The sequence below is a fragment of the Caulobacter sp. ErkDOM-E genome, from assembly GCF_048541895.1.
In the GTDB taxonomy this organism is placed as follows: domain Bacteria; phylum Pseudomonadota; class Alphaproteobacteria; order Caulobacterales; family Caulobacteraceae; genus Caulobacter.
Genome location: NZ_CP183331.1, coordinates 786,238 through 802,575 on the forward strand (window position 1 = coordinate 786,238; position 16,338 = coordinate 802,575).

Here is a 16,338-nt window from a genome sequence, read left to right on the forward strand (position 1 = left end):
CACGAAGGAAGCAGAGAGGGCTCCGTTAGGGGCCCTCTCAACAAGAACCCCAGAAATTCCCATTAATTTGAGGCCCCTCTGGGGTCCTAAGGTAGAGAAAAATGGCCAAGGAAAAGTTCGAACGTAACAAGCCGCACTGCAACATCGGCACCATTGGTCACGTTGACCATGGCAAGACGACGCTGACGGCTGCGATCACCATCACGCTGGCCAAGACCGGCGGCGGCAAGGCGATGAACTACGCCGACATCGACGCTGCGCCCGAAGAAAAGGCCCGCGGCATCACGATCAACACCGCGCACGTGGAATATGAGACGGCCAACCGTCACTATGCCCACGTCGACTGCCCCGGCCACGCCGACTATGTGAAGAACATGATCACCGGCGCCGCGCAGATGGACGGCGCGATCCTGGTGGTTTCGGCCGCCGACGGCCCGATGCCCCAGACCCGCGAGCACATCCTGCTGGCCCGTCAGGTCGGCGTGCCCGCCCTGGTCGTCTACATGAACAAGGTCGACCTGGTCGACGACGAAGAGCTGCTCGAGCTGGTCGAGATGGAAGTGCGCGAGCTGCTTTCGTCGTATGACTTCCCGGGCGACGACATTCCGATCACCAAGGGCTCGGCCAAGGTCGCCATCGACGGTGGCAACCCCAAGATCGGCGAAGAGTCGATCCTGGCGCTGATGCAGACGGTTGACGACTACATCCCGCAGCCGGCGCGTCCGCTGGACCTGCCGTTCCTGATGCCGGTCGAAGACGTGTTCTCGATCTCGGGCCGCGGCACGGTTGTGACCGGCCGTATCGAAAAGGGTATCGTCAAGGTCGGCGAAGAAGTCGAAATCGTCGGCATCCGTCCGGTTCAGAAGACGACCTGCACGGGCGTCGAAATGTTCCGCAAGCTGCTGGACCAGGGCCAAGCTGGCGACAACGTCGGCGTTCTGCTGCGCGGCACCAAGCGCGAAGACGTCGAGCGCGGCCAAGTGCTGTGCAAGCCGGGTTCGATCACCCCGCACACCAAGTTCGTTGCTGAGGCCTATATCCTCAACAAGGAAGAAGGCGGCCGTCACACCCCGTTCTTCACCAACTATCGCCCGCAGTTCTACTTCCGCACGACGGACGTCACCGGGATCATCAAGCTGCGCGAAGGCGTGGAAATGATCATGCCGGGCGACAACGCCGAGCTGGACGTCGAGCTGATCACCCCGATCGCCATGGACCAGGGCCTGCGCTTCGCCATTCGCGAAGGCGGCCGCACGGTCGGCGCCGGCGTGGTTGCCAAGATCGTCGAGTAGTCTCGACTTTCTAGCCACGGCTAACGACTGCGAAGGCCCCGGCGGAAACGCCGGGGCCTTTTGCTTTGGGTGCGTTGGATCGCGTGACGCCAAGCGGTTATGTCGGCGACCGGCTTGACGTTTGCCAGTAGCGGCGTCACGTCAATATCTGGTGGGGGACTTGATGATGGGCTGGCAAAGCATCCGCACCGCGCCGCTGTTCGGCTACGGGATCGCGGCGGTCGCGGCGTTGGCGGCCTTTTGCCTGCGCCTGCTGCTCGACGGCTGGTTTCCGCCCGGCTTTCCCTATGTGACCTTTTTTCCCGCCGTGGTGATCACGGCCTATTTCGCCGGGGCCAGGCCGGCGATCCTCTGCGCTGTCCTGTCGATGTTTGGCGCGGGCTACTTCTTCGTCCCGGCCTATAACGGTTTCCACATCAACGTGGCGACCGGGGTCGCGCTGTTCTTCTATGTCTTCGTGGTGGCGGTCGACATCTTCTTCATCGACGGCATGCGTGGCGCGATGCGGCAGCTGGCGGCCGAGCGCGAACGCTATGAGCGGCTGGCCGAGAACCGCGACCTGCTCTATCGCGAACTGCATCACCGGGTGAGCAACAACATCCAGGTCGTGGGGGCGCTGCTGCGCCTGCAGGCGGGCGGGGTCAGCGACGGCGAGGCCCAGCGGGCCCTGACCGAGGCCGGCGGCCGGATCGAGACGATCGCCCGGATCCAGCGCGAACTGCACAATCAGGTCGGCGATCCGTCTCCCTTCCGCGACTTCGCGCGAAGCCTTCTGGCCGACGCCAACGCGGCGGCCGGCAGTCCCGCCGAGGTGTCGCTGGACGGCGGCGAGGCGCCCCTGCACCCCGATCAGGCCACCCCCGTGACCCTGGTGCTGCTGGAAAGCTTCAACAACGCCATCGAACACGGCTTCAAGGGCGGCGCGGGCCAGGTGCTGGTCAGCCTCGACCAGAGCGGTGACGAGCACGTGCTGATCGTGCGCGACAATGGCGCCGGACCGCCGCCCGGCTTTGATCCCCGCAACTCCGCCAGTCTTGGCCTGAGGATCGTCCGGTCTATGGCCGGTCAGCTTGGCGGCGTCTTCGATCTGACCCGCCAGGACGGCTGGACCGTCTGTCGCCTGACCTATCGGCCCAAGGCGCTAGAGTTCTAGGCGCCGGGCCTTGCCGCTCGCGGCGCGCCCGGCTCTAATCTCCCCGACGTCTGATCTGGGGGAACGGCATGACCATCACATCCAAGCGCTCTGGCCTTGTCCAGGATCGCCGCACGCTGCTGACAGGGGCGGCCGCTCTCACCCTGTTCACGCCGGGCCTGACCTTCGCCGCCAGCGGGGATCTGGCCGCCGTCCGCAAGGCCGCGGAGATCGGCTTCGACGCTTCGGTCAAGCGCATCCAGGACTGGATCGCCCTGCCGTCCATCGCCGCGGAGGACCGCGACATGGACAAGGGCGCCGACTACATGATGGCCTTGGCCCGCGACGCCGGCTTCCAGCAGGTCGAGAAGGTGCCCACTGACGGCTATCCCGGAGTGTTCGCCACCCTGGACGTCGGCGCCAAGCGCTGGATGGGCATCTACTTCATGTACGATGTGAAGCAGTTCGACCCCGCCGAATGGAGTTCGCCGCCGCTGGAGGCGCGGATCGTCGACAAGCCGGGCTTTGGCAAGGTCATCGTCGGCCGCGGGGCCGTCAACCAGAAGGGGCCGGAGGCGGCGTTCCTGGCGGCGCTTCATGCCCTGCGCGCGGCCGGCCGCAAGTCGCCGGTCAATCTGGTGCTGGTCTGCGAGGGCGAAGAAGAGATCGGCAGTCCCCACTTCCACCAGATCGTCGCCCGGCCGCACATCCTGGCGGCGCTGAAGCGCTGCGAGGGCGTGGTCATTCCCGCGGGCTGGCAGAGCCCCAGCAATGGCGGCGTCAGCGTCAATCTGGGCGCCAAGGGGGTGGTTGAGTTCGAACTGGTGGCCAGCGGCGCCAAATGGGGGAGGGGGCCGAAGACCGATATCCATTCCAGTGAGAAGGCCCGGGTCGACAGCCCCGCCTGGCGTCTGGTCCAGGCCCTGGCCACCCTGGTCACCTCGGATGGCAACACCCCGGCGATCGACGGCTATTTCGAGAAGGTGCGGCCGCTGACCGCGCGCGAACGCGAGCTGATCGCCCTGGCGGCCCAGCGGATGAGCGAGGCCGACGCCAAGCGGTCGCTGGGCGTGGATCGCTGGATCGACGATCTGCCGTGGGAAAAGGCCCTGGAGCGCCTGGCCTCGCAGCCGACCGTCAATATCGAGGGGCTGGTCTCGGGCTATACCGGCCCGGGCGGCAAGACCGTGCTGCCGGGGCGCGCCGTCGCCAAGATCGACCTGCGCCTGGTGCCCAACATGACCATGGCCGACTGCGTGGCCAAGCTGCGCGCCCATCTGGACAAGCGCGGCTTCCAGGACATCGAGGTCAATGTCAGCGGCGGCTATGATCCCACCGAGACCGACGAGAACAGCCGCCTGATCCGCGCCGAGCTCAACACCTACAAGCGCCTGGGCGTCGAGACCTCGGTCTATCCGCGACTGGCCGGGTCATGGCCGGGCGCGGTCTTCACCTCGGCTCCGGTCGGTTTGCCGGCCGGGCAGTTCGGCCTGGGTCACGGCAGCGGAGCCCACGCGCCCAACGAGTACTACGTGATCGAGTCCTCCAATCCCAAGGTCGAGGGACTGGTCGGCGCCACCATGGGCTATGTCGATTTCCTGTACGAGATCGCCGCGATCCGCTGAGGCGCCGGCCTGAAAAGGGCCCCGGTTCGCACCGGGGCCCCGGGTTCTAGAGCCGGTCGGCGGGCGCCCCGTCAGGTGTCGCCGTGACCGGCGCTTCGCGAGGGGTGGTCCAGCGGGCCAGCTTGGGCTTCAGCCAGTTCTCGAAGTCGTCGATGATCTCATAGACCACCGGCACCAGCACCAGCGACAGGACCGTCGAGGTGATGAGGCCGCCGATCACCGCCACGGCCATGGGCTGACGGAATTCGGCGCCCTTGCCGATGCCAAGAGCGGTGGGCAGCATGCCGGCCATCATCGCCAGGGTGGTCATGATGATCGGACGCGCGCGTTCGCGACAGGCTTCGAGGATGGCGTCGCGCTGAGGCTTGCCGGCCCGTTCCTCCTCGATGGCGTAGTCGACCAGCAGGATCGAGTTCTTGGCGGCCAGGCCCATCAGCATCAGCAGGCCGATCAGCGACGGGATCGACATGCTCATGCCGCAGACCAGCAGGCCTGCAAAGGCGCCGCCGATGGCCAGCGGCAGGGCCGACATGATGGTGATCGGCTTGAAGAAGCTGCCAAACAGCAGGGCCATGACGCCGAACACCAGGAAGATGGCCGAGAGCAGGGCGATGGCGAAGCCGCCGAACAGCTCGCCCATCGCCTCCTCGGTGCCGCCCGTGGCCTTCTCGACCCCGGCGGGCAGGTTCTTCATGATCGGCAGGTTGTCGACCTCGACGGTAGCCGAGCCCAGCACGACGCCGGGCTGCAGATCCGCCTCGGTGGTCAGCTGGCGCTTGCGGCCATAGCGCTCGATCTTGGCGGGACCGGCCTGGAACTCGACATCGGCCACGGCGTCCAGGCGCGTATAGCCCCCGGACGCGGTCGGCAGCTGCAGAGCCTTGATCTGGGCCAGGTCGCCGCGAATGTTGTCGGGCAGGCGCACCCGGATCGGCAGGCGGCGCTCGCCGTCGGTCAGCTTGGCGACATTGGCGTCGATGTCGCCCACCGTGGCCACGCGGGCGACGGCGGCGATGTCGGCGGCCGAGACGCCCAGACGGGCCGCTTCATCGGTGCGCGGGCGGATGACGATCTCCGGACCGCTGGGCGGCGAGGCCGGGCGCGGGTCGGCGATGGTCTTCAAGCCGCGCATCTGGCGTTCCAGCGCCAGGGCGGCGCGTTCCAGCGCCGTGCCGTCTTCGCTGGTCAGGATGGTGGAGACCTCGGCCGAGCCGTCATCGCTGAGCAGATTGACCCGAACGTCAGGCAGATCCAGCAGCTTGTCGCGCATCAGGGCCTTGATCTCGGGGACCCGCAGCTCGCGCTCGTCATGCAGCACGATGGTCACCGTGCCGTCGCGCAGGTCGCTGCCGCCGGAGCCTCCGCCGGGACCGCTGGCGGCGATCACCGACCCGACCTGGGCGAAGACGTGGGCTGTCTCGGGGCGCGCCTTGAACAGCTTGGTGATCGACTGTACGGCGCGGTCCATGTCGGCCGCCGTGGCGCCCGGCGGGCCCTGGACCTTGAGGTAGTAGTAGTTGTTGTTGGCCGGCGGCTGGAATCCGGCCGGCAGGTTGCTGGCCATGAAGATCGAGAAGGCGAAGATCACGCCGCCGATGACGCAGGCGACGATCCGGTGGTCCAGCGCCCATTCCAGCACGTTGCGGTACAGGCCCTTGAACGGCTTGCGCGGGTGCGGGTTGGTAGCCGGCTTGAGGAAGTAGGCGGCCAGCAGCGGCGTCAGCAGACGCGCCACGACCAGCGAGAACAGCACCGCCACCGCGACGGTCAGGCCAAACTCCCGGAAGAACTGACCGGGAATGCCGGGCATGAAGGCCACCGGCGCGAACACCGCCACGATGGTGAAGGTGGTGGCCACGACCGCGAGCCCGATCGCGTCTGCGCCGACCATGGCCGCCGCATAGGGACGCTCGCCGGCGGCGATGCGTTTTTCGATATTCTCGATCTCGACGATGGCGTCATCGACCAGAATGCCGATCACCAGGGTCAGGCCCAGCAGGGTCACGACATTGAGCGAAAAGCCCATGATCGCCATGAAGATGAAGGTCGGGATCAACGACATCGGCATGGCGATGGCGGTGATCAGGGTGGCGCGCCATTCGCGCAGGAACAGAAACACCACCAGAGCGGCCAGCAGCATGCCTTCGAGCAGGGTGGTCCGTGTGGCCTCGAAGCTGGCGCGGGTGTCGTCGACGATCGAATAGATCTTGGTGAAGGTGACGTCCGGGTGGGCCTCGACCAGCTTTTCGATGGCGATCTTGATGCCGTCCTCGACGCGCACGTCGCTGGCGTCCTTGGTCTTGCTGACCTGGAAGGCCACCACGGGGCGGCCGTCGAGGCGTGCGAAGGAGCGCGCTTCGCCGGCGCCGTCGCCGACCTCGGCCACGTCGGTCAGGCGCACGAAACGCCCGCCACTGGTGGGTATGGTCACGGCCCGCAGTTGCTCGACAGTGCGGGCTGCGGCCAGCACGCGGACGGTCTGTTCGCGGGCGCCGATCGCCAGTCGTCCGCCCGGGGCGTCGACGCTGAAACTGGCCAGGGCCGCGTTGAGCTGCGGCGCGGTCAGGCCAGCGGCGGCCATGCGGTCGGGATCGATGACGATGTTGATCTCGCGATCGACGCCACCGACCCGGGCGACCTGGGCGACGCCCTTTTCGCCCTGCAGGCTGCGGCTGATGGTGTCGTCCACGAACCAGGACAACTCGCTGATCGTCATGGACGGCGAAGACACCGCGTAGGTGATGATCGGCAGCGAATCCAGGTCGACACGCTGGACGATCGGCTCGTCGATCTCGCGCGGCAGCAGGGCGCGCGACTGGTCGATCTTGGAGCGCACCTCGTCTGTGGCCTTCTGCAGGTCCTCGCCGATCTCGAACTCGATCGAGGTGGTCGAGACGCCCTGCACGACCGAGGAGCGGATGCTCTTGACGTTGGAGATGCCGGCCAGGGCGTCTTCGACCTGGCGGGTGATCTGGGTTTCCATCTCGCCGGCGGCCGCGCCGCTCTGGGTGATGGTCACCGCCACCAGTGGGAACGAGACGTTGGGATACTGCTTGATGGGCAGCATCATGTAGCTGGCGACGCCCGCCAGGATCAGGGCGATGAACAGGACCGCGACCGGGATCGGGTTCTTAATCGACCAGGCGGATATGCGGACGTTGGCCATCAGCGAGCGGCCTTGCCATTGGCGTCGGTCGGCTTGACCAGATCGCCGTCGAGGGTGAAGGCCGAGCCGCCCAGCAGCACGCGGGAGCCGACCGGCGGGCCGTCAAGCAGTTCCACCCAGCCGCCGCCGCGTTGACCGGTGCGGACGGGCGCTTGGCGCGCGCGGTTGGAGGCGTCGACGGTCACCAGGGACGAGCCCTCGGCGTCATAGCGGATGGCGGTTTCGGGCGCGGCCTTCACCTTTCGGCCCGAGGCGGCGAAGATGGCGCGGCCAAAGCCGCCGGGGCGCAGGCCGGCATCGGTGGGCAGGCGCAGCCGCACCTTGCCCAGGCGAGTCGCCGCGTCGATCCGCGGACTGATCAGGCGCACGGCGCCGGACACCGAGCGGCCGTCGGGCAGCATGACCTGGGCCGACTGGCCGACCGCGAGGGACGACAGCTGGGCGTCGCCGACCTCGGCGTCCAGCTCGACCAGGCCGTCGCGGGCGATGCGGAACCAGGGCATGGTGGCCCCGCCCGAGATCTCGCCGGGGCGCACGGTGCGTTCCAGAACCCGACCGCCGACCGGCGCGGTGATGGTCATGCGGCTCGAGCGCGTGCGCAGTTCGGCCAGGGCCGCTTCCTGGGCCTTGGCGGCGTAGCGGCGGCTTTCGATCTGTTCCTGGCTGAGGACGCCCTGGCCGTCGAGGCCGGCGACGCGCGCGGCCTCGGCCTGGGCCTGGGCGGTCAGCGCCGCCTGCTGGGCGATCTGGGCGCGCAGCAGGGTGTCGTCCAGCTGGACCAGCGGCTGGCCGGCGCGGACATAGGCCCCTTCCTCGACATAGACCCGGGCGACGCGGTAGCCGGCCAGTTCCGAGCCGACGGCGGCTTCCTCGCGCGGGACCAGCTGGCCGGAGGCTTCGAACCCGGCGCCCAGCGGGCGGCTTTCGACGCGGCCGACGGTGACGGCGCGGGCCCCCTGGTTCACGGCCGTGGCGGCGGCGGGTTCGTCCTTCTTGCCGCCGCAGGCGGCGAGGCCCACCGTTGTTGCAAGGAGGGCTGTCGTCAGGAGCAGGGCGGCGATCAGGGGGCGGTTCATCGGGGAGGATCTCATCGCGAAGAGGCTTTTTCGGGAACAGCTTGGGGCGACCAGCCGCCGCCAAGCGCCTTGTAGGACTGGACGGCGCGCTGCAGGGCCTGGCCCCGCGCGCCGCTGAGAGCGGTGCGGGCGGCGCGCCAGGACTGTTCGGTCTGCAGGGCCGATGTCAGGTCGGTCAGACCCGCAGCGTAGCCGCGGCGGCTGGATTCGTAGGCCGTGGCCGCGCGACGCTCGCCGGCGCTGAGCAGGGCGACCCGGCGCTGGTCGGCCGACAGCTGGAGCAGGGCGCCCTCGGCCTCGCCGAACGCGGCCTGCACCGACCTTTCGTAGGTGATGGCGGCCTGTTCGGTGCGCGCATCCTGGGCGTCGATATCGGCCAGCAGCTTGGGGATGTTCAGCACGGGGATCGACAGGTCCAGGCCGATCGACCACGCCGAGCTGGTGGTCGAGGAGGTGGCTCCCGGCGTCAGGAAGCTGGGCGAGACCGCCTTGCTCAGGCCAATGCCCGGAGCCAGGGTGAAGGTCGGGAACATCGCCAGCTCGTTGACCTTGAGATTGGCCGAGGCCGAGGCCAGCCGGGCCTGGGCCTCGCGCACGTCGGGGCGGCGGGCCAGCAGGGTTCCGGGGACGGCGGCGGGCGCGGGCGGCGCATCGGCCAGTGCAGCGGGGATCTGCAGGCTGTCCAAGGGGTCGATTCCGCGCCCGACCAGGATCAGCAGGCTGCGGCGGGCGACCTGAAGCTCGGCCTCCAGGCTGGCGACCTGGGCCTCGGACTGGGCCAGATCAGCGGCGGCGCGGTCGGCGTCGGAGCTCGGCGAAAGTCCGCGCGTGGCGCGTGCTCCGGCCAGATCGGCTAGCGACCGGGCGATGCGGGCGCTCTCGCGAGCGTCTTCCAGCTGCACGGCCAGGACGCGGGCCTGAAAATAGGACTGGGCGACATTGGCGGCCAGGGCGGCGCGCGCGCCTTCATAGGCAAAGCGATTGGCGGCCAGGTCATTGTTGACCACACCCATGGCGGCGCGGCGACGGCCGATCAGGTCCAGCTCCCAGCTGACGTCGAAACCGGCGCGATAGTTTTCGCTGTCGCCGCTCTGGGTAAAGCCGACCGGACCGCTCTGGTCGACGATATCGGTGCTGGTGCGACTGGCTGAGCCGGTCAGCGGCGTGGAAGGAATATAGAGCTGCCGCACCTGGCCCCGGCGCACGGCGCGCGCCTCGTCCAGACGTGCCGCCGCCAGGCGGGCGTCCTGGCTCTGCTCCAGGGCGGCGTCCACCAGCTGGGTCAGGGCCGGATCGTTGAACACCGTCCACCAGCGGTCCAGCGTCTGGTCGGGCAGGGGAGCCCCGGCCAGGACCTCATAGGCGGCGGGCAAGCGGGTCTCGGCTGTGTGGCGTGGGGCGGTCGCGCAAGCAGTCAAGGCCAGCCCCGTCAGGGCCAAGGCCAGAGCCGACATGCTCGCACCCGTCCTTAGTCGCGGGCCGGTCTTGCTAGGATTCATCTGCCAGTACTCGGGCGCGCTAGAGAACAGTGGGGGAGGCGTCATCGGGTTCAGTCGGTTCGGGACACAGGGGCGGTGGCCCCGACGCTTTGAGGTAGATATCGACGACTTGGTCCAAAAAGGTCTCGATGACGCGGCGTTCGGCGGGCTCGAGGTCAGAGATCACGCCGCTCAGGGCGTCGAGCATCGGCGCCAGCAGCGCGAAGGCCCTTACTTCCGAAGCTTCCACGGGAACGACGAAGATTTTGCGACGATCGATGGTCTTTCGCTCGCGGGTGACATGGCCGGCCCGCTCAAGACGATCCACGATCTGGGTGGCGGCAGCGGTTGTCACCTTCAGCTGATTGGCGAGCTGGCTGGGCGTCAGGGTTCGCGCGTCGATCAACAGCTCCATCGCCGCCATGTCGGTGACGTTGACCCCCAGGGTCTCGCCGATCTTTTTCCCGATCTCGAGGTTCAGAAACGAGATCGCCTTCAGGCGCTGCATGATCGGGTCGTGCAGCCTGTCGGCATAGGCGCCGCGAGACGCGCATTCGGACGGTCCTGAATCGCCACTCATGTTTGGGGGTTATCATTAAGCAACTTAGCAATCAAGGCGCTTAGGGATGCGCCGTCCCCGGATCGGTTTGGCTTGATTGAGGCGGCTCGCGCGTTCGCGCGGCAGACAGACAGTTGCGTCGCTTGGAAACATACCGCATCATCGAAACAGGCGTTCGAATTCAGGTTCGAGTCCCGCCCCGCGTCGTTCTGCGGGGCAGTAGGCTAGCGTTTTCCGGTATCCGGCTCAGGGAGATCCCAGGCGTGTCGGTTAGGTGCGGTGCATCATCAGGTTTCGAAAATGCTGCGGCGCCAGATTTCGCCCTCGATGGCGTGATTTGGCCAGCGACCTGTCGTGCAAGGCGTCCAGACGACTGAGATCGACCACGGCCCCCTAGAAATAAGCGTCAAAAAAGCAAACGAGGGAGGGAAGCATAATGAAAAGAACCGTGTTCCTGCGCGGCGGCTCGTCACTGGCGTTGGCCATCGCCCTAAGCGCCGGGGCGGCTCACGCCCAGACCCGGCCTGACACCATGCCCACCGAGGTCGAGGAAGTCGTCGTCACCGGCTCGTTCATCCGTGGCACTCCCGAGGATGCCGCCCTCCCGGTCGATGTGATCGGCGCCGAAGAGCTGCAAAAGCGAGGCTCTCCCTCGACCGTCGAACTGCTCAAGGCCCTGTCGGTCTCCAGCGGGGTTCTGGGCGACACCAACCAGTTCGACAGCCGCGCCCAGGGGTCAGAAGGCTCCGGCTCGGTCAATCTTCGCGGTCTGGGCTCGCAGCGCACCCTCGTGCTGCTGAACGGTCGCCGCCTGGCGATCAACCCGTTCGGCGCCGCCGGCGCCGGCATCGTCGACACCAACATCATCCCCGCCGCCGCCATCGGCCGGCTGGAAGTGCTCAAGGATGGCGCGGCGGCGACCTATGGCTCTGACGCCATCGCCGGCGTCGTCAACTTCATCACCAAGAAGAACTTCAACGGGCTGGAAGTGGGCGCCGACTATCGGGTGATCGATGGTTCGGACGGCGACCACAGCCTCAACGCCACCTTCGGCAAGATCTGGGACAACGGCAACCTGCTGGTCAGCGCCGGCTGGCAGCACCGCTCCAAGCTCAGCGTCGCCGAGCGCAGCTGGGCCAACACGCCCTATCTGAACAATCCGGAAGCCGGTTGGTCAGCGGCGGGCAGCCCGTCGACCTTCATTCCCCTGGCCAGCACGACCAGCGGCATGCGCGACCCAGGCTGCGCCGGCCTCAGCGGCTTCCCAGGCTTCAGCGGCCTGACGCCGGTCTGCTACTGGCACTACACGCCGTTCGACAATCTGGTCGAGAAGTCTGACGCGATCCAGATCTATGGCGAGGTCAATGCCGACCTTTCCGACACGACCAGGTTCCATGTCGAGGTGCTGTACGCCCACACTGACGTGCCTGACTGGAACACCTCGCCGTCCTATGCGGCGCTGGCGGTTCCCACGGCCGAAGCTTCGCCCATTGCCGGGCGCTATATTGTGCCGGCCAGCAATCCGGGCCTGCAGGCCTTCATCGCATCCAACCCGACGGTTCAGCTGACCAATCTGGTCAACGGCACCCAGTTCACGGCGCCGGGATCGATTTTCGCCTTCGGCGCCATCAACGCCGCCAACCGCCCCTTCGGCATCGGCGGCAACCCGGCCTTCGGCTACGGCCCCTCGATCGGCTCACGCGCCTTCGACGCCTTCCGCGTCTCGGGCGACCTGAAGGGTGAGTTCGACAACGGCATCGGCTGGGAGATGGCGCTAACCTACTCTCAGGAAATCGGCATCCGCACGGGTTATGACACCCTGGTCAACCGCTATGCCCTGTCCCTGCAAGGCCTGGGCGGCCCGACCTGCGACAGCAACCCAAGCCTGCCCGGCATCCAGGGTACGGCCGGGGTCGGCGGTTGCATGTACTTCAACCCCTTCGCCAGCGCGATCCCCAGCAACGCCGTCACGGGCGCGGCCAATCCGGCCTACAACTCCGCTCTGGCGATCAACAAGGACCTCGCCAAGTGGTTCTTCCAGAAGCTGTCGACCAAGCAGTCCTCGCGGCTGTTCGTCGGTGAGGCGGTCCTGAACGGCAAGACCGGCATCAGCCTGGCCGGCGGCGACGTGGCCTGGGCGGCGGGCGTGCAGTACCGCCGCAGCTACTTCAAGGCCGACTACAACGACATCAGCAATGCGGCGATCAATCCGTGCGTCAACACGCCCGACTTCGGCGTCACGACCTGCACGGGCTCGCAGCGCAACGGCCCCTTCATGTTCCTGGGCGTCGGCAACGAGGCCGACAACCAGTCTGACGTGATGGCCGCGTTCGGCGAACTGTCGGTGCCCGTCACCGAGACCTTCCAGGTGCAACTGGCCGCTCGCTTCGAGGACTATGGCGGGGCTGTGGGTGACACCTTCAATCCCAAGATCTCGGCGCGCTGGCAGGCCCTGCCCTGGCTGGCCGTGCGCGGCTCGGCCGGCTCCACGTTCCGCGGCCCGCCGGACCCGATCACCACCACCACCTCTGTGACGTCGCTGCAAAGCATCCTGGGCACGTTCCGGGCCGTCGATATCTTCGGCAACCCGAACCTCAATCCGGAAAAGGCCAATACCTACAATGCGGGCCTGATCTTCAACGCCGGCAACTTCAAGGCCAGCATCGACTACTTCCAGTTCGACTTCAAAAACCCGATCGTCACCGAGCCGGTGGCCGGCATCGTCAACGCCCTCTATCCGAACGGCGCCACGGGGGCCAACAACTGCGCCCTCTATCCGGCCCTGGCCGCGCGGTTCACCTTCAACGGCGCCTGCGGTCCGCCCACCACCATCGCCCGCCTGAAGACCAACTACATCAACGGCGCGGCGGTGAAGAACTCGGGCTTCGACTTCTCGGCCGACTACCGGTTCGACAACGTGCTGGGTGGGGACCTCTCGGTCGGCGGCAACGCCACCTACATCGCCGAGTACAAGGTCGGCGCCACCAGCGTCGAGGGCGTGGTGGTCGAGAAGGCCTTCGATGCTGTGGGCCTGCTGAACTACCAGACCACGGTTGTGCCGATCCCGCAGTGGAAGGGCGACATCCACGGCGAATGGAGCATGGGGCCGCACAATGTGCGCCTGACGGTCCACTACATCGACTCCTACACCGACCAGCGCACGGCGCCCTTCGCGGCCAACGCCTACAAGGACACCACCGGCGCCGGCGTGCAGATCACCAAAGGCAAGACGATCGACGCCCAGGTCCTGACCGATCTGGCCTATCGCGTCTTCCTGCCCTGGGACACCACGGTTACTGCGGCGATCACCAACCTGTTCGACAAGGATCCGTCCTACGCCCGTCTGGACCTCGGCTACGACCCCTTCACCGGGGACCCGCTGGGCCGGACCTACAAGATCGGTCTGCGCAAGAAGTTCTAGATCTCGCTGGAGAGACCAAGACGGAAGCGCGCCCTTCGCGGGGCGCGCTTCTTTCGTTCAGGAGGGCCGTGATGACCTTCGGCGGCCTCAGATATAGTCGAGCAGGCTAGCTCCGCCATTGGGGCCGCTTGCGCTGCTGAAGAACGAGGCCAGCTGACTGCGCATATCCTGCAGCTTGACCATCTGGTCGTAGAGCTGCGGCGTCCAGCCCGCAGCCTGGCGCTCCTCGCCGGTCATGCCGACATAGCGCGCGATCATCGCCTTGCCGAACGCCGACGGGTCGTCAGAGGCGCCGGTGGACGTGTAGCTGTCGCGGACCGCCTGACCGTCGCGGGTGCGGATCTCGGTCGCCGCCTCGCGGATCTCGTGCTCCGAGAACAGCCCGTCGCGATTGAGCGAGATCGCGGCCAGCGAACGGGCGTCGAACCGGGTGAAATCGATCTCGCCCGACTCCGAATCGGTCGCCAGGCCCTCTCCGGTCGCCGTGGCGTATTGCCGGTCTAGCACCGCCCGCACATCGCTGGCCACCTTGCCGAAGTCGCGGGTGCGGGGACTGGCGACCACGCCGCCGGCGTCCTTCAGATAGGCGGCGATCGGGTCGCCCTCGATGCCGGCGGGGGCGAGGCCGGGGCGGTCCATGGCCTGCTTGCGGCCCTCGGTCAGAGCGGCCTTGTCCTTGGTCCACTGGCCTGTCGCCTTTTCCTCGGGCGGGGCGGTTTCAAGATGATCCAGGGCGGCCTTGTAGAGACCGGCATAGTCGCCGGTGATCCGGGCGCTGGCGGCGGGGCCTGCCAGGATGGCGTCGCGGCGAGACTTCAGGTCCAGCGAGGCGACGACCTGCTCCTCGATCGGGAACTTGCCGCCCCGGTTGCTGGCGACGGCGTAGAGCTCACGGCGATCCAGCCCGGCCAGATCGATGGTCGCCTTGCCGTCCTTCAGGGCGCTCGTCGCCCTGGCGGCCTTCAACAGGCTGTCGAGGGCGGAGCGGGCCTCGGCGACCACGCCATCGGCGGTGCGGGTATCGGTCTGGGCTTTCAGGGCCGCCTGGGCCTCGGCCGACAGGGTGACGGTGACGGCCGCCGTGGCGTTGTTGGCCGCCTTGGCCTGGGGCGAGGTGTCCGCCGTGTTCGTGGGGGTGGTCGTCGTATTGGCCGCCAGGCCGGCATTGGCGTAGCCCGTGACGTACGGCGAAGATCCGATGATGGTCATGGGGGTGCTCGAAGCGATTCAATCGCCGCAAGCGTAACAGCCCCGCGATGCTTTGAAATCCTGCGAAACCAAACCCTTGGTTGGTTAACGCGTGAACACGCCCATCAGCAGCGGACGCGCGAACAGTTCAGCCGCCTCGTCGCGCTCGACGCCAGGCACCCAGGCGCCCAGGGCGGCGGCGGCGTTGAGCATCGAATTGATCATGTGGGCGGCGATCATCGGATCGACGGGTCGGATCGAGCCGTCGGCGATGCCGTCCGAGATCATCGCCGCGAACCGTTCGGAACCCCGTCCATAGCCCTCGGCCATGTCGTGGCGGATATCGGTGGGCAGGGCCCCCATCGACGAGGCGCGCAGCAGGGGGCCGTGGTCCGACAGCTGATAGGCCACCAGGGTCGCGGTGGCGGCGGCCACCTGGTCCCAGGACGAGCCCTTGCTGGCGCGGGCGTCGACCTGCGACTTGCGGGTCACGGCGAAGGTGCGCTGGAAGCACTCCACCACCAGGGCGTCCTTGTCCTCGTGGTGGTGGTAGAACGAGCCCTTGGTGACGTTCAGCGCCGCCGAGATGTCCTCGACCGAGGCGCCGCGATAGCCGCGTTGATTGATCAGCCGGGTGGCGGCGACCAGGAAGGTCTCGCGCCATTCCTGGCCTTCGGCCGAGACGGGGGTCGGGTCGGGCAGGGCGGCGGGCGCCCAGGCGCGGCCGGGTGCGGCCAGGCCGCCGATCAGGATGTCGTAGATCTTGTCGCGGACGCGCTCGTAGTCGTCCAGATCGTAGCGCCGCAGCCAGGTGCCCGACCAGAACACCTGCTCCATCAGCAGGTGGGTGCGGGCGTTGCGCTGGCGCTTTTCCAGGTGCTCGAAGCCCTCGCCCTCGAAGAAGCTCCGCACGCGGCGGAACAGGTCGTTGAAGGCGTTGGAGACCGACGAGCGCAGCGGTTCCTTGAGGGCCTTGATCTCGGTGAAGCTGGTCAGGGGCGTGGCCTCGCCCAGCCGCACGCGACGGTTCAGATCGAGATACAGATCGATGAAGGTCTTCAGGCGCGAGGGCGGATCGGGCTGGGCCGCCGCCTGGGCGATCATGGCGTCGAACCGCTCCAGGCCGCGCATGAAGCAGGCGGCCGCCAGATCGTCCTTCTTGCGGTAGTAGTAGGTGACGCTGGTGGTGATCAGGCCCACGCGGGCGGCGACGTCGGCCAGGGTCATGCCGCGCACGCCCTGACGGTTGAGGATCGCCGTGGCCGCCGCCAGGATGGCTTCCTTCTTGCGCGCGTAGCGCGCCGTGGCCACGCCCGCGATCCGTCCATCATCCATACGCAGGACCCCCGAAGCACCGTTTACGCCGGTTGTTCGACTACTTGGTGCAATTTAGGCGCGCCG

Annotated in this window: 9 protein-coding genes and 1 pseudogene; 4 read left to right on the forward strand and 6 right to left on the reverse strand. The window is 67.4% G+C overall.

Features of this window, described 5'->3' with window-relative positions; genetic code table 11:
- The first annotated feature begins 101 nt into the window (after positions 1–101).
- The 3 genes from tuf to ACN2C7_RS03970 all read left to right on the forward strand — a co-directional run bounded on the left by tuf (position 102) and on the right by ACN2C7_RS03970 (position 4,049).
- Complete coding sequence (tuf, locus tag ACN2C7_RS03960; RefSeq protein ID WP_419319979.1) at positions 102–1,292, forward strand: elongation factor Tu; 1,191 nt, start codon at positions 102–104, stop codon at positions 1,290–1,292.
- A gap of 163 nt (positions 1,293–1,455) precedes the next feature.
- Positions 1,456–2,445, forward strand: coding sequence for a sensor histidine kinase (locus ACN2C7_RS03965; RefSeq protein WP_419319980.1), 990 nt, complete (start codon positions 1,456–1,458; stop codon positions 2,443–2,445).
- Between the two features lie 68 nt (positions 2,446–2,513).
- Positions 2,514–4,049, forward strand: a complete 1,536-nt coding sequence (locus tag ACN2C7_RS03970) for a M20/M25/M40 family metallo-hydrolase (RefSeq protein WP_419319981.1) — start codon at positions 2,514–2,516, stop codon at positions 4,047–4,049.
- Between the two features lie 46 nt (positions 4,050–4,095).
- Here the strand turns inward: ACN2C7_RS03970 and ACN2C7_RS03975 are convergent, their stop codons facing one another.
- From ACN2C7_RS03975 to ACN2C7_RS03990, 4 genes are read right to left on the reverse strand one after another with little or no spacing between them, the layout of a single operon-like run.
- Positions 4,096–7,215 carry an efflux RND transporter permease subunit gene (locus tag ACN2C7_RS03975; protein WP_419319982.1) on the reverse strand — a complete coding sequence of 1,040 codons (3,120 nt, stop codon included), beginning with the start codon at positions 7,213–7,215 and terminating at the stop codon, positions 4,096–4,098.
- The gene (locus ACN2C7_RS03980; RefSeq protein WP_419319983.1) at positions 7,215–8,291 is read right to left on the reverse strand and encodes an efflux RND transporter periplasmic adaptor subunit; all 1,077 of its coding nucleotides are present in this window, start codon (positions 8,289–8,291) and stop codon (positions 7,215–7,217) included. The genes ACN2C7_RS03975 and ACN2C7_RS03980 overlap by 1 nt, the downstream gene beginning before the upstream one ends.
- Positions 8,292–8,302: 11 nt before the next feature.
- Positions 8,303–9,790: an efflux transporter outer membrane subunit gene (locus ACN2C7_RS03985; protein ID WP_419319984.1), complete on the reverse strand. Its 1,488-nt coding sequence runs from the start codon at positions 9,788–9,790 to the stop codon at positions 8,303–8,305.
- Positions 9,791–9,809: 19 nt separating this feature from the next.
- Entirely contained in the window at positions 9,810–10,349 is a 540-nt protein-coding gene (locus ACN2C7_RS03990; RefSeq protein WP_419319985.1) for a MarR family winged helix-turn-helix transcriptional regulator, read from the reverse strand.
- 127 nt (positions 10,350–10,476) lie between these two features.
- On the opposite strand from ACN2C7_RS03990, the pseudogene ACN2C7_RS03995 reads away from it, so the two are divergent.
- A pseudogene (locus ACN2C7_RS03995) lies at positions 10,477–13,749 on the forward strand (TonB-dependent receptor); the annotation flags it as partial.
- 87 nt (positions 13,750–13,836) lie between these two features.
- Here the strand turns inward: ACN2C7_RS03995 and ACN2C7_RS04000 are convergent.
- Positions 13,837–14,958, reverse strand: coding sequence for a hypothetical protein (locus ACN2C7_RS04000; RefSeq protein ID WP_419319986.1), 1,122 nt, complete (start codon positions 14,956–14,958; stop codon positions 13,837–13,839).
- A gap of 84 nt (positions 14,959–15,042) precedes the next feature.
- Positions 15,043–16,272 carry a TetR/AcrR family transcriptional regulator gene (locus tag ACN2C7_RS04005; RefSeq protein WP_419319987.1) on the reverse strand — a complete coding sequence of 410 codons (1,230 nt, stop codon included), beginning with the start codon at positions 16,270–16,272 and terminating at the stop codon, positions 15,043–15,045.
- Between the last annotated feature and the right edge of the window lie 66 nt (positions 16,273–16,338).